Genomic DNA, 13,425 nt, shown 5'->3' on the forward strand with positions numbered 1-13,425 from the left:
ACCGTCCTCTAGGAAGAGGTTCCACCGCCGGTCCGCGACGTGTCAAGAACATGATTCTAGAATTCGACGGAGTACGATGTCCTCCATGGCACGCAAGTCCTCCTGGGAGTGGAGCCGCACCGCCCAGACGCGCAAGAGCATGCTGCAGGCGGCGCGCGAGGTGTTCGGCGAGCACGGCTTCGCCGAGGCCAGCGTCTCGGAGGTGGTGGCCCGCGCCGGATCCAGCGTCGGCAGCCTCTACCACCACTTCGGCGGCAAGACCGAGCTGTTCCTGGCCCTCTACGAGGACCACCAGGCCGCCCACGAGCAGGCGTCGGCCACCAGCGTGTCGCGGGCCAAGCAGTCGGGCGTCTCCGACCCGGTCGAGCTGCTCATCGCCGGCGCCCGCGCCTACCTCGACGGCGCCTGGGAGCGCCGCGACCTGGTCAGGCTCTTCATCGACGGCGACGGCCCGCCCGGCTTCGAGCTGATCCGCCGCACCCGGGGCCGCGAGTGGGTGCGGCAGAACGCCGTGCTGCTCGGCGCCGGCGGCGACCCGCTCGACAGGTTCACGGTCGCGGTGCTGACCAGCATCATCGGCGAGGCCGCCCGCGAGGTCGCCACCAGCGACACCGAGGAGGAGGCGCGCGAGGTGGCCGAGGCGGCGATGGCCCTCATCCGCCGCCTCGACCCGCTCAAGCCCCTGAGCTGACCCCGGGGCTGATCACTGGCTGATGACTGCCCGGCCCCGGTCGATCACCACGGTCCCGTCGTCCTTCGCGGTGCGGAACAGCACGGCGGGCCCGTCCACCCAGATCGAAACCGTCAGCGACTCCCCGGGCAGGACGGGGCTGCTGAACCGCCCCGACATGGCGCGGAACCGCGCCGGGTCCGAGCCCGCCACCGCGTGCAGCAGCGCCCGCCCTGTGATCCCGTACGTGCACAGCCCGTGCAGGATCGGCCGGTCGAACCCGGCCCGCGCGGCGAACTCCGGGTCGGAGTGCAGCGGGTTGTAGTCGCCCGACAGCCGGTAGAGCAGCGCCTGGTCGGGCCGCGTCGGGTAGGTCACCTTGTGGTCGGGCGCCCGGTCCGGCGCCGCCCACTCCTCGCGGGGCCCGCGCTCGCCGCCGAAGCCGCCCTCGCCCCTGATGAAGACGGCGCTGCGGCTGGTGACGACCGGCTCGCCGCTGCCGGGATCGACGGCCAGCGCCTCGGTGGTGACCAGCGCGCCCGACCCCTTGTCGTAGATGCCGGTGACCTTCGACGTCGTACGCACCGCGCCCGCCGCCGGGAGCTCGCGGTGCAGCTCGAAGGACTGCTCGGCGTGGACGAGCATGGCCGGGTCGTAGTCGCCGAGCCGCCGCCCCGGCGCCTGGGCCGCGAGCACCGCGAACGTGGGCAGCACCCGCTGGCCCTTCTCGGTGGCGAAGGCCAGCTCGCCGGTGCCCGCGCCGACGCCGAGCGCGTACAGCATGGTGTCCTTGGCGGTCCACCTCCGCTCGTGGGGCTCGCCCTCGACGCCGACGACGGAGTGGTCGAGCGGCATGTCAGGCCTCCCGTCCGGGGATCTGGCCGTTGGTCAGCGCGTTCGGCGCCGCCTTGTCGACCAGCGCCGGGATGACCGCGCCGAGCTCGGCCGGGTCCCAGCGGCCGCCCTTGTCCACGGCCGGGCCGGCGTGCCAGCCCTCGGCCACGCTGATCACCCCGGCGCGCACGTTGAACACCCGGCCGGTGATGCCGCGCGCCTCCGCGCTCGACAGCCACACGACCAGCGGCGCGATGTCGTCGGCGTCGGCGTTCGCGCCGCTCGGGATGAGGCCCTCGGTCATGCGGGTCAGCGCGGCGGGCGCGATCGCGTTCACCGTGACGCCGTAGCGCTCCAGCTCCCTGGCGGCGATCACGGTCAGCCCGGCGATGCCCGCCTTGGCCGCGCCGTAGTTGCCCTGGCCGGGGTTGCCGTAGATGCCGGAGGACGAGGTGGTGTTGATGATCCGGGCGTCGACCGCCTCGCCCGCCTTGGCCTTGCCCCGCCAGTAGGCGGCCGCGTGCCGCAGCGGCGCGAACGTGCCGCGCAGGTGGACCCGGATGACCGCGTCCCACTCCTCGGCCGACATGTTGACCAGCATGCGGTCGCGCAGGATGCCGGCGTTGTTGACCAGCACGTGCAGGTCGCCGAAGCGCTCGATCGCGGCCCGGACCAGCCGTTCGGCGCCGTCGAAGTCCGAGACGTCCTCGCCGTTGACGATCGCCTCCCCGCCCAGGGCCTCGATCTCGGCGACGACCTCGGCGGCGGCGCCGGACGAGCCGGTCCCGTCCACCTCGGCGCCCAGGTCGTTGACCACCACCTTGGCCCCCTGCCTGGCGAACTCCAGGGCGTGGCCGCGCCCGATGCCCCTGGCCGCGCCCGTGACGATCACCACGCGGCCGTCGACGATCCCGCTCATGTGTCTCCTCGCTCCTTCGCAGACGATGCGAACAAAATTCTAGTAACCAAATCTAGAAATGGTAGGCCCAGGCCACGACGGACCTCACGCACCGACCCGGTAGCGTTTGTCCCGTGGTTCAACACTCCCTCGCACAGCGGCACGTCTTCCTTCGCATGGTGAGATTCGCGGACATCGACTCCCAAGGACATGTGAACAATGTCCGCTTCCTCGACTACCTGGAGGACGCCCGCTGGGGGATGTTGCACGTCGACCCGTTCAAGGCGGGTGAGGTGCCGTTCAAGGGCCTGGTCGTGTCCCGCCACGAGATCGACTACCGCCGCCCGCTCGGCTACCGCGCCGAGCCCGTCCGCGTCGAGACCTGGGTCACCGAGATCCGGCCGGTCCGCTTCACGCTCAGCTACGAGATCCGCGACGACGACGACCTGTACGTGACCGCGAGCTCGGTGCTCGTCGCCTACGACGTGGAGCGCGAGGCCCCGCGCCGGCTCACCGCCGACGAGCTGGCCTACCTCAAGCGCTTCGCTTGAGCGAGCCGACCCCGCGGCGCTGGCTGATGCTGGCCCTGGGGGTCAACGCGCACGCCGGCGTCACCCTGGGCCTGTCCGGGCTGCCCCTGGTCATCCCGGACATCCAACGCCATTTCGGTGTCTCCCTGCCGGTCGCCGGCATCATCGGCAACGCGCCGGGCATCGGCGTGCTGTTCGCGCTGGTGGCCTGGGGCTGGCTGGCCGACCGGCACGGCGAGCGGCTGGTCCTGGGCGTCGGCGTCGGGCTGGCCGGGCTGCTGTTCGCCGCCGTCTCACTCGCCGAGCGGACCTGGGCCGTGGTCGTGCTGCTCGCGCTGGCCGGGGCCGCGGGCTGCGCCGCCCTGGTCGGCGGCGGGCGGATCGTGCTGGGCTGGTTCGAGCCGCCCGAACGCGGCGTCGCCATGGGCGTGCGCCAGGTGTCCTACACGCTCGGCATGGCCGTCGCCGCGTTCCTGCTGCCGCCCGTGGCGCGGGCCCACGGGATCTCCGGCGTCCTCATGGCCTGCGCGGGCGTGTGCCTGCTGGCAGCCGTCCTGGCCGCGCTCTTCCTGGCCGAGCCGCCGCACGCCCGCACCCGGGTCGTCGCCGCGCCCGCCGGCTCCCCGTACAGCCGGCCCGCGCTCTGGCGCGTGCACGCCACCAGCGCGCTGCACGCGGTGCCCCAGGTGATCGTCGGCACCTACGGCGTGGCCTGCCTGGTCAACCTGTACGGGTGGGGCGGGGTGGACGCCGGGTGGCTGTTCGGCTTCGCGGCCATCGGCGGCGCGATCACCAGGGTCGCCGTCGGCCGCTGGTCCGACGTGAGCGGGCTGCGCATGGCCCCGCTGCGGCTGCTCACCTACGCCACGGTCGCCGTGCTGGCCCTGCTGGTCCCGGCCACGCTCACCGGGTCCTGGCTGGGCTCGGCCGCGCTGGCCGCGGGCGCGGTGATCACCGTCGCGGGCAACGGGCTCGCCTACCTCAAGGCGGGCGAGCTCGCCGGGCCCGCGGCGGCCGGCCGCGTGCTGGGCCTGCACAACACCGTCCAGAACGTGGTCCTGCTGGCCGTGGCGCCGCTGGCCGGACTGCTGATCACCAGCTCCGGCTACTGGGCGGCCTTCGCGGCCGGCCTCGCGTGCGCGCTGCTCTCCATCCCGGTCATCCCGGTACGCGACGAGAAGAGGGAAACTAGCTGACCTGGCGCTGCAGCCACACCGCGTGATCCGGAGGCAGCAGGCCGCCCTCGACCGGGCCGGTGGCCAGCAGCACGTTCTCGTGGGGCGGCAGCCGTACCGGACGGGTGCCGCAGTTGAGCGCGCACACCAGCGGCCCGCGCGCGAACACCAGCGCGTCCTCGTCCGAGGCGAGCCACTCCAGCTCGTACGGGATCGTGCGGACCAGCTCGCGGCGGCAGGCCAGGGCGCGCCGGTAGAACTCCAGCGTCGAGCCGGGGTCGCCGGTCTGGCTCGCCACGCTGAGCGCCGCGAACGAGCCGGGCTGCGGCAGCCACGGCGTCACGCCCTCGGGCGAGAACCCGAAGGAGTCGCCGCCGGGGGACCAGGGCATCGGCACCCGGCAGCCGTCCCGGCCCGGCAGCTTGCCCTCCGACTGGATGAACACCGGGTCCTGCCGCGCCTCCGGTGGAATGTCCTGTACCTGGGGGAGGCCCAGTTCCTCCCCCTGGTAGAGATATGCCGACCCGGGCAGCGCAAGCATGGCGAGCAATGCGGCTTTCGCCCGGGAAAGTCCGGTCCCGGGGTCGGCGGTCTCGTACCGGGTGACGTGCCGCACGACGTCATGGTTGGACAGCACCCAGGTGGCGAACGGCACCGTCGCCAGCGTCTCGTCGATGACCTTCCGGAACGCCGTCGCCGACCAGGGCGCCTGGAGCCAGGCGAAGTTGAAGCTCTGCTGCAGCTCGTCCGGCCGCACGTACAGCGCCAGATCCTCCAGGGTGTCGGTCCACACCTCGCCCACGGCCATCCGCTCGCCCGGGTAGCTGTCGAGCAGCTCGCGCCACTCCCGGTAGACGCCGTGCACCTCCGGCTGCCCCCACACCGGCGAGTCCGACATGAACGACTGGTCCTCGACGTCCGGCAGCCCCTCGGCCTTGAACAGCCCCATCGCCACGTCGATGCGGAACCCGTCGACGCCCCGGTCCAGCCAGAACCGCAGGATGTCCAGGAACTCCGCGCGCACCTCGGGGTTGCGCCAGTTGAAGTCGGGCTGCCCCGGGGCGAACAGGTGCAGGTACCAGCTCCCGTCCGGCAACCGCGTCCACGCCGGGCCGCTGAAGGTCGACTGCCAGTTGTTGGGCCGGTCGCGGAAGATGTAGCGGTCGCGGCCCTCGCCGCGCAGCGCCGCCTGGAACCAGGGGTGCGCCTCGGAGCTGTGGTTGGGCACGATGTCGACCAGCACCCGCAGCCCGAGCGCGTGCGCGTCGGCCACCAGCGCGTCGAAGTCGGCCAGCGAGCCGAACAGCGGATCGACGTCGCGGTAGTCGGCCACGTCGTAGCCGCCGTCGGCCATGGGGGAGGTGTAGAAGGGGGTGAGCCAGACGGCGTCGACGCCCAGCTCCTTCAGATGGGTCAGGCGCTCGCGCGCGCCGGCCAGATCGCCGACGCCGTCTCCCGAGGCGTCGGCGAAGCTGCGAACGTAGATCTCATAGACGACGGCGTCGCGCCACCAGGGGATGTCCATGTGGCGTGTCATGCCCGTTATGCAGGGGAGTTCACCAAGCTCTGCGCCGCGTACACGAGGTAGTCCCACAGGCGCTTGTCCTGGTCCTCGGGCAGCTCCAGCGAGTCGACGGCGTCGCGCATGTGCTTGAGCCACGCGTCACGCTCGGCCTCGCCGATCACGAACGGCACGTGCCGCATCCGCAGCCGGGGGTGGCCGCGCTGCTGGCTGTAGGTGTTGGGGCCGCCCCAGTACTGGATCAGGAAGCCGCGCAGCCGGTCTTCGGCGCCCGTGAGGTCTTCCTCCGGGTAGAGCGGGCGCAGCAGCGGGTCGTCGGCCACCCCTTCGTAGAAACGGTGGACGAGACGCCGGAACGTCTCCTCACCCCCGACGGCCTCATAGAAGGAGATCTCAGTCACGTCTCCAGCCTATGCGTTGGGGACCATGGCGATGCCCGCGGAGTCGAGCGCCGCCTTCACCCGCACCCTCAGCTCACGCGCCACCGGAGCCTGCTGCGCGGGCAGGGTCTTGGCCGCCAGGCGGAACACCAGCATGCTGTCGGAGAGCTGCTCCACGCCGAACACCTCCGGCGGCTCCACGATCTTCGACTCGCGGAACTCGGAGTCGGCCCAGATCTCCTCGGCCACCTGCTCCAGGATCAGCCGGACGGTGGTGATGTCGCTGTCGTAGCCGACCGGGACGTCCATGTAGGCGCGCGACCAGCCCTGCGACTCGTTGCCGACGCGGGTGATGGTGCCGTTGCGCACGTACCAGACCCGGCCGTCGGCGTCGCGCAGCCGGGTCACGCGCAGGGTGACCGCCTCGACCGTGCCCACCGCGGCGCCCGCGTCGATCACGTCGCCGACCCCGTACTGGTCCTCCAGCAGCATGAACATGCCGGCGATGAAGTCCTTGACCAGCTCCTGCGCGCCGAAGCCGATGGCCACGCCGAGGATGCCGACGCTGGTGAGCAGCGGCGCGATGGGGATCGTCAGCCGGTCGAGCACGGTCAGCACCGTGGTGCCGAGGATCACGATGGTGGCGACGTGCTTGAGCACCGAGCCCATCGTCTCGGCGCGCTGCCTGCGGCGCTCGTGCAGCAGGGCGTCGATGCCCTCGGGCGCGGGCCCGCGCCGGAAGCGGCTGGCCAGCGAGCTGCGGGTGGCGGCGCGGTTGACGACCCTGGTGATCAGCCGGTGCGCGATGTTGCGGATCACGAAGCCGATGATCAGGATCAGCGCGATCGTGATCGCGCTGGCCACGAACGGGGCCCAGGTCGCGTTCTGGAACCAGCCGACCAGGGCCTTGCAGAGGAACGTGTCCGCGTTGCAGATGTCCGCCATCTGGCTGCCTACCTTGTCCAAATCGGGCAGTCCGGTCGATTCCGGAGTCTTTGGCGGCGGGGACAGCACGAGCACGGAGGGGCCCTCCTAGGAAGCGGTTCGGTCGGCGGCATAGGGCCGATTCGCCCCAAAAGATACCGCCGACCGAACCGGCCGCCGTCACATCACGCCGGGGAAGACGGGGTCGCCGGGCACCTGGGCCGCGGAGGGCGGTGCCTGACGCTCCGATGACGGACGGCTCGGACGGGACGCGCACCCGGAAGCGCGTCCCGTTCCGTTTCCGGGGAGGGGGTCCCCGACGTCTCCCGGGACTGCCCGGGAGACGTGGTCTGGTTACTCTCTGTGATGGCCGGAGCCGGCGGGGTGGCCAGAGGCCCCCGGAGCCGGGGACCCTCCGCACCGGCCGCCCCGCCGGCTCCGTGGAGCCGCCGTGGGGACGGTGAACCGCGGTGGCTGCGCTCCACCGGGATCACCGCCCTGTCACTCCCCCACGGCGGCGAGCACGCGGGCGACCTTGGTCGCCGCGCCGGCCGGATCGTCGACGGTGTGCATCCGCTCCCCCCAGGACCAGCAGTACCACCAGTCCGGCAGGTCGGCGGCCTGCGCCGGCCGACAGGTGACGTTCTCGGTCAGGCTCGTCGCGTTCGGATTGATCACGCGGACGAAAACGCGTCCACTCTGTGTTCTGACCACTCGCGCGAGCAAGCCGCGGGCGTCGAGTTCGGACACCAGACGCTCCAAATGCCCGAAGTTGTCGTCCCCCACCTTTCGTCCCTCCCTGTGATTCCGGAACCGGTGCGCCAAAGATGACTCATGGCGGCGGGCGGCGCAACGCGGCCCTCTGCTCACAGGGAGTTGCCTTCTCACCCGGGGGATGTAAGAAACAGTCCGCGGTAGGACGATCCTTAACCGTAAGCTTCAGAAGAGCGTTTTCTTCCTGTCATCAATAGTCCATAGTCGTGGTTAGGCGGACTGCAACCTAGACGCTACTCAGAGTGACTAGGCTGTGAGCCGGTCAGGACTCAGCGTGAGAGGGGCCGGGATGTCCGGCAGACAGCACAGGGAAACGGAGCAGGCACGGCGGATCAGGGCCAAGGGCCTTGCCGTCGGGCGCACCGCTGCCCAGATCGCTGAAGAGATCTACGAGGCGTGCAGCGCCCAGTACGGCACGACCCGGGTCAAGGCTCAGCGGCTGGCGTGCGGCATCGCGCTGGCCGACGTCATCGAGCAGATCCGGGCGTTGTTCCAGCGTGACGACAAGGCGGCGCCGGGCATCGGCGAGACGCTGCTGTCGGCCTACGAGAGCGGGCTGAAACGCCCCGGCCCCGAATACCTGCACTACCTGTGCACCGTCTACCGGGTGGAGCCGGCCGCGCTCGGCTTCGACGGGCCGTGCATCTGCGGCCACAACCACCGGATGCCGGGCACGGTGGCCCTCGATCTGGAGGGGCGGCACGGCGCCGCGCTGGCGGTGCCGCCGGATCTGCCGAAGCCCTCGGCGCATCCGGACCGGATCTCCGACAGCGAAGAGGATGAGAACATCCTCCGGCGCACGCTTTTACAGCTTCTGTCCAGCGATCCGAGCGAGGCCAAGCTCGACGGGCCGGTGCTCGGCGCCTGTGAAGGCATCCGGCGGCGGATGGACTACACGCTCGTGTCGGCCACCGTCTCCCCGGCGATGCTCGACCAGTGGGAGGAGGCGACGCTCGCGTTCGGCCGGCAATACACGACCACGGCTCCGCTCCGGCTGCTGTGCGACGTGCTGCTGGAGCTGAGCGCCGTGCGCAACGCGATGTCGCGGCGGCAGCCGATCGACCTCCAGGAGCGCCTGTGCCGCATGGCCGCGCAGCTCGCCGGGCTGAGCGGAATGATCATGATAAACCTCGGTGACCAGCGGCTCGCCCGCTCGTTCTTCCGCACCGGGCGCACGGCCGCCGACGAGACCGGCGACCGCGCCCTGCGCGCCTGGGTGACCGCCCGCGAAGCGCTCGTCCCGCTCTACTACGGCGACGCCCGCGAAGCGCTCACGCTGGCCAAGAAGAGCCGCGACCTGGCCGGCCAGACGCCCTGCGTCGCCCAGGCGATGGCGCCGGTCGTCGAGGCCAGGGCGCTGGCCATGCTGTCGGGCACCGACAGTAAGAAGGAGGTCGTCGACCAGGCCAAGCGGGCGCTGGCCCGGGCCCGCAGCGCGTTCGCCCACATGAAGACCGACGACCAGGAGGACATGGCGTTCGGCTACACCGAGAAGCAGCTCTACTTCTACCAGGGCGACGTGCTCACCAAGCTCGGCCAGACCCTGGAGGCCGAGGTCGTCCTCGACCAGGCCCTCGACAAGTATCAGGACCACATCCTCGACCAGACGCTGATCAGGTTCGACCGGGCGCAGTGCCGCGTCATCGAGGGCGACCTCGACGACGCGATCAGGATCGGCCGGGAGGCGCTGCGGCTGCTCGGGCCCGAATACCGCACCGACTTCATCATGCGGCCGGCGATGGCGCTGGAGCAGGCGATCGTCGCCAAGAACCCCAACCACCCGGACCTGCCGGCCTTCAGGGAGGAGCTGCGGCAGCCCCGCCAGCTCCACAAGGAAGGGAGTGGCGGTGCATGAGTCTCCGGATACGCCGCTACCGCTGGTCTGACCTCGACACCATCCAGACCCTGCACAAGATCTGCCTCGCCGAGGTGGGCCTGACGCCGGGCGACGGTGTCTACTACGACGACGACTTCCCCCGCATCCAGGAGCTCTACCTGGCGTGCGGGGGCGACTTCCTCGTCGGCGAGGCCGACTCGCACGTGGTCGCCATGGGCGGCCTCAAGCCGGTCGACACGGAGACGGCCGAGGTGTGCCGGCTCCGTGTCCACCCGGCGCACCAGCGGCGCGGTTTCGGCGCCGCCATGCTGTCGGCGCTGGAGGCCCGGGCCGTCGAGCTCGGCTTCCGCTGCCTGCGCGGCGACACCACGCTCAACCAGGGGGCCGCCCTGGCCCTGTACGCCCGTCAGGGCTGGCGTGAGACCTCCCGCCGCCAGATCGGCCCGCTCACCGTCGTCTACGGTGAGAAGCGCCTCGTCCCGGCGACCGTCGAGCTGTAGCTCCGGTCCGCCCCTCCCGGACGCGCCACCTGCCTTGTTCCCCGCCTCTCCGGACGGTGCCGGAGGGGCGCGGCGATATGGAGGGGAATCGGCGTTTCGGCTGAGCCAGAGGATAAGGTTGCCCGGTCCTTCGAGTGAGGGTCTTCACTCCAGGTGGTAGAGGAACATCACCAGACGCTGCCTGTACTCCGGCGGCTTCACATCGTAGTGGCATGCTTCCTGGCATGGCAGTCGTGCCCGCTCCCCGCCCCCTTACGGGAGCCGTGCTTCTGTTGTTCGTCAGCGCCGCATGGGGGTCGGCGTTCCCGCTGATGAAGGATCTCATCGAGCGGTTACCGGTGGACGACCTGCTCGCCGAGCGCTACTCGCTGGCGGCCGTCACGCTGCTGCTCATCCGGCCCCGCTGCCTGCGCGGGCTGTCACGGGGGACGTGGGTCAACGGGATCGTCCTGGGGGTCATGTTCGGGGTCGGGCAGGCGGCGCAGGCCGTCGCGCTGGACAGCCTGTCGGCGTCCGTGTCGGGGTTCGCCGTCGGCTGCAACGTGGTGATCACGCCGCTGATGGCGCTGGCGCTGTTCCGGGTCCGGGTGCCGGTGCGGGTCTGGATCGGGGTGGGGCTCGCGCTGGCCGGGATGACCGTGTTCACGCTGCTGCGCAACTCGGAGGACCACCCTGTCGAGATGCTGGCGCTCGGCGTGACGCTCTCGGCCGCGGCGCTCTACTCGGGCCACACGCTGATGCTGGCGCGGCTGTCGAGGAAGGGCGAGGGCTTCAACGCCTACGCGCTGACCGTCATCCAGCTCGGCTCCATCGGGGCGCTGACGGGCGTGCTGGCGGTGCGCGACGGGGTCTCGCTGCCGGCGTCCGTGCCCGACTGGGCGGTGCTCGCGCACCTGTCGGTCATCTCCTGCGCGCTGGGCTTCCTGGCTCGCTCGTACGGCCAGGCGCACGTGCCCGCGGTGCCCAGTGCGGTGCTGATGTCGTCGCAGCCGTTCTGGGTGGCGGCGATCGCCGTGATCTGGTTCGACGAGGCGCTCGGCTGGAGCATGGTGGTGGGCGGCGGGCTGATGGCGGTCTCGATGCTGCTCGCGGTGCCGTCGTCCGGCGCGGTCGACGAGACCGACGCCGAGCGCCGCCGCCTGCTCGTGGTGTCGCGGCGGGCCTCGCGGGTGCTGGGCGAGCTCAAGGTCAGGCGCGGCGACCCGCTGAACCTGTCGGGCGAGGTCGCCCCGGTGCTCGTCAAGCGCTCGTGCGCGAGCATCGGGCAATGTCCGCGGACCGAGCATTCGCTCAAGGGCGTGCGCGAGCCGAGCCTGGAGCGGCTGATCGAACGCGCGACTTTGATCGTGCGTTCCAAGAATCTTTCGCCTCCCGGCTGCTGCCAATCGGTGACCTTGCTGGGCCGATGCCTGTGCGAGCTGATGGCGGAATCCGAAGAAAGGGGATCTTCTCGGCCTTTGCCCGGCTGGTTTCGCCCCCAATAGGCACAAATCACCACAAAACTAAGAGCACAACTGGCTATTATGCCCTCACTTATTCATCGTTAATCTTGATAATCGGTGGAGTGTCCGAATAATAGAATTACCCCCAGTGGAGAGGTGCACCATGAAACGCATCGCCGTCCGCAAGCCCGGTACCGCGCGGTTGGGTGGGACCTCCAGCGTCATTCACAAGGGGTGATCGAGGAAAGGTCCCACCTCGAGGTCGTGGGCGGTCCGTCCGCCCGCACGCGAGAGGCGCGGCCGCTGATGCCGATGATCGACGGGCATCGGCGGCCGCGCGGTCCTTACACCGTGGGAGCAGCGCTGCTGGCCCACCTGGTCCCGGCCGTTTTGGAACGGTCCGCCGACCTGGTGGCCCGCCACGACATCGAGATCCGCGCCGTCGCGCCCGAGCTGCGGCGCCTGGTGCCCGCCCGGCGGGTGACCGTCGACGCGGGCCTGCCCGAGGACGAGCGCATCCTGGTGCCCGCCCCCCGCCGCACGCTCCGGCTGGCCAACGGGATCGCCGAGTTCGTCCGTACGGCCGTGCCGCCCGGCCACGACCTGGCCGTCTGCAACGGCGACCAGGCCGATCCCACCGACGTCGAGCTGATCGGCGTGCTGATGCGCCGCGTGCCGCCCGCCACGCTGGCCATCACCCTCTACTCCGGCGGCCCCGAACCGCCTCCCGACACCCGTGACGCCGCCGAGCTGTGGACCCTCGTGGACCGGTGCGTGCACGAGGGGTTCCTGCACGCGGTGGCCGAGCTGGCCGGGCGCGGGCTGACGCTGTGCGAGCCGGGCGGCGAGCAGTGGTGGCGGTTCGCGCAGCGGGCCGCGACGGCGCTCGGCGGGCTCGGGCGGCGGGAGGAGGCGCGGGAGCTGTGGGAGCAGGCCCGCCGCGCCAGTCATGACCCGGCCGTGCACGCCGCGAGCGCGTACGGGCTGGCCATGCTGGACGCCCGTGACCCCGACCCCGAGCGGCGCGACCTGGGCCGGGCCCGGGGCTGGATCAACGAGGCGATCGCCATCTCGACGCTGCTGCCCGACCCGGCGCAGCGGGCGTTCAAGCTCGGCTTCGACCGTAACGGGCTGGCGCTGATCGAGTTCAGGCAGGGGCGGCCCGACCGGGCGCTGGCGCTGGTCGAGTCGGCCATCGAGCTGGCCCGCGAGCTGGGGGAGCGGCATCCGGTGCACCGCATGGTGCTGCTGGCCAACCGGGCGCAACTGCTGGCGGCGACGGGCCGGGCCAAGGAGGCGCTGGAGGACTACGCCGCCGCGATCGCGATCGACCCGATGTTCCCCGACCACTACCTGGACCGCGGGAACCTGCTGGCCAGGCTGGGCCGCGACGCCGAGGCGCTGGCCGACTACGAGACGGCGCTGCGGGTGGGGCCGCCGCTGCCGGAGGCGCACTACAACCGGGCGGAGCTGCGCATCGCCGCCGGTGACGTGGAGGGGGCGCTGGCCGACCTGGGCCGGGTCGTCGAGCTCGACCCGTCCTTCGTGGACGCCTACGTCAACCGCGCCGGGCTGCTGGCCGCGCTCGAACGCGACGACGAGGCCAGGGCCGACGTCACGGCCGGGCTGGCGCTGAAGCCGGACAGCCCGCACCTGCTCACGGTGCTCGGCCAGCTCGAGACCGCCGCCGGGCGCCTGCCGGAGGCCAGGCGGGCGCTCGACGCGGCCATCGGCCTGGCCCCCGGGCTGGCCGCCGCGTGGGGCAACCGGGGCGTGCTCCGCTACGAGGCGGGCGACCTCGCGGGCGCGGTCGCGGACCTGACCCAGGCGATCACGCTGGAGCCGCAGCCCGACCTGTACGCCAACCGCGCCGTCGCGCTGCGGGCGCTGGGCCGCACGGCCGAGGCCGAGGCGGACGACGAGCGCGCCTCCCGGTGAC

General features: G+C 71.5%; 13 protein-coding genes. 7 read left to right on the forward strand and 6 right to left on the reverse strand.

All coding sequences use genetic code 11. The annotated features are described in order from the left end of the window. The first annotated feature begins 85 nt into the window (after positions 1 to 85). The gene (locus tag AB0J53_RS29935) at positions 86 to 691 is read left to right on the forward strand and encodes a TetR/AcrR family transcriptional regulator (RefSeq protein ID WP_219503963.1); all 606 of its coding nucleotides are present in this window, start codon (positions 86 to 88) and stop codon (positions 689 to 691) included. 12 nt (positions 692 to 703) lie between these two features. Here the strand turns inward: AB0J53_RS29935 and AB0J53_RS29940 are convergent, their stop codons facing one another. Together AB0J53_RS29940 and AB0J53_RS29945 are read right to left on the reverse strand one after the other, a co-directional pair. Next, positions 704 to 1,525, reverse strand: coding sequence for a MaoC/PaaZ C-terminal domain-containing protein (locus AB0J53_RS29940; RefSeq protein WP_364178675.1), 822 nt, complete (start codon positions 1,523 to 1,525; stop codon positions 704 to 706). Position 1,526: 1 nt separating this feature from the next. After that, positions 1,527 to 2,423 (reverse strand): SDR family oxidoreductase, encoded by an 897-nt coding sequence (locus AB0J53_RS29945; RefSeq protein ID WP_219503968.1) that lies wholly within the window; start codon positions 2,421 to 2,423, stop codon positions 1,527 to 1,529. A 155-nt stretch (positions 2,424 to 2,578) separates the two neighbouring features. Between AB0J53_RS29945 and AB0J53_RS29950 the strand changes: the two genes are divergently transcribed. Both AB0J53_RS29950 and AB0J53_RS29955 read left to right on the forward strand, forming a co-directional pair. Next, positions 2,579 to 2,953, forward strand: coding sequence for a thioesterase family protein (locus AB0J53_RS29950; protein ID WP_219503980.1), 375 nt, complete (start codon positions 2,579 to 2,581; stop codon positions 2,951 to 2,953). Next, positions 2,950 to 4,128: an MFS transporter gene (locus tag AB0J53_RS29955; protein WP_364178679.1), complete on the forward strand. Its 1,179-nt coding sequence runs from the start codon at positions 2,950 to 2,952 to the stop codon at positions 4,126 to 4,128. The genes AB0J53_RS29950 and AB0J53_RS29955 overlap by 4 nt, the downstream gene beginning before the upstream one ends. Here the strand turns inward: AB0J53_RS29955 and AB0J53_RS29960 are convergent. From AB0J53_RS29960 to AB0J53_RS29975, 4 genes are all read right to left on the reverse strand, one after another. Next, a complete protein-coding gene (locus AB0J53_RS29960; RefSeq protein WP_246644514.1) occupies positions 4,121 to 5,644 on the reverse strand; it encodes an alpha-amylase family glycosyl hydrolase in 1,524 nt (507 codons plus the stop codon). The two genes, AB0J53_RS29955 and AB0J53_RS29960, sit on opposite strands and share 8 nt — an antisense overlap. Before the next feature lie 5 nt (positions 5,645 to 5,649). Beyond that, on the reverse strand, positions 5,650 to 6,030 hold the full coding sequence (locus tag AB0J53_RS29965) for a globin (protein WP_308125712.1): 381 nt from the start codon (positions 6,028 to 6,030) through the stop codon (positions 5,650 to 5,652). 9 nt (positions 6,031 to 6,039) lie between these two features. Further along, complete coding sequence (locus tag AB0J53_RS29970; protein ID WP_219503983.1) at positions 6,040 to 6,954, reverse strand: mechanosensitive ion channel family protein; 915 nt, start codon at positions 6,952 to 6,954, stop codon at positions 6,040 to 6,042. 480 nt (positions 6,955 to 7,434) lie between these two features. After that, complete coding sequence (locus AB0J53_RS29975) at positions 7,435 to 7,683, reverse strand: hypothetical protein (RefSeq protein ID WP_308125713.1); 249 nt, start codon at positions 7,681 to 7,683, stop codon at positions 7,435 to 7,437. Between the two features lie 313 nt (positions 7,684 to 7,996). On the opposite strand from AB0J53_RS29975, the gene AB0J53_RS29980 reads away from it, so the two are divergent. From AB0J53_RS29980 to AB0J53_RS29995, 4 genes are all read left to right on the forward strand, one after another. Continuing rightward, positions 7,997 to 9,562: an XRE family transcriptional regulator gene (locus AB0J53_RS29980; protein WP_219503991.1), complete on the forward strand. Its 1,566-nt coding sequence runs from the start codon at positions 7,997 to 7,999 to the stop codon at positions 9,560 to 9,562. Further along, positions 9,559 to 10,044 carry a GNAT family N-acetyltransferase gene (locus AB0J53_RS29985; RefSeq protein ID WP_357590138.1) on the forward strand — a complete coding sequence of 162 codons (486 nt, stop codon included), beginning with the start codon at positions 9,559 to 9,561 and terminating at the stop codon, positions 10,042 to 10,044. Before AB0J53_RS29980 ends, AB0J53_RS29985 begins: the two co-directional genes overlap by 4 nt. A 263-nt stretch (positions 10,045 to 10,307) precedes the next feature. Further along, positions 10,308 to 11,528, forward strand: a complete 1,221-nt coding sequence (locus tag AB0J53_RS29990; protein ID WP_364178685.1) for a DMT family transporter — start codon at positions 10,308 to 10,310, stop codon at positions 11,526 to 11,528. Between the two features lie 192 nt (positions 11,529 to 11,720). After that, on the forward strand, positions 11,721 to 13,424 hold the full coding sequence (locus AB0J53_RS29995) for a tetratricopeptide repeat protein (protein WP_364178688.1): 1,704 nt from the start codon (positions 11,721 to 11,723) through the stop codon (positions 13,422 to 13,424). The last annotated feature ends 1 nt before the right edge of the window (position 13,425 follow it).

The sequence above is a fragment of the Nonomuraea sp. NPDC049725 genome (assembly GCF_040674795.1).
Taxonomy (GTDB): Bacteria; Actinomycetota; Actinomycetes; order Streptosporangiales; family Streptosporangiaceae; genus Nonomuraea; species Nonomuraea ceibae.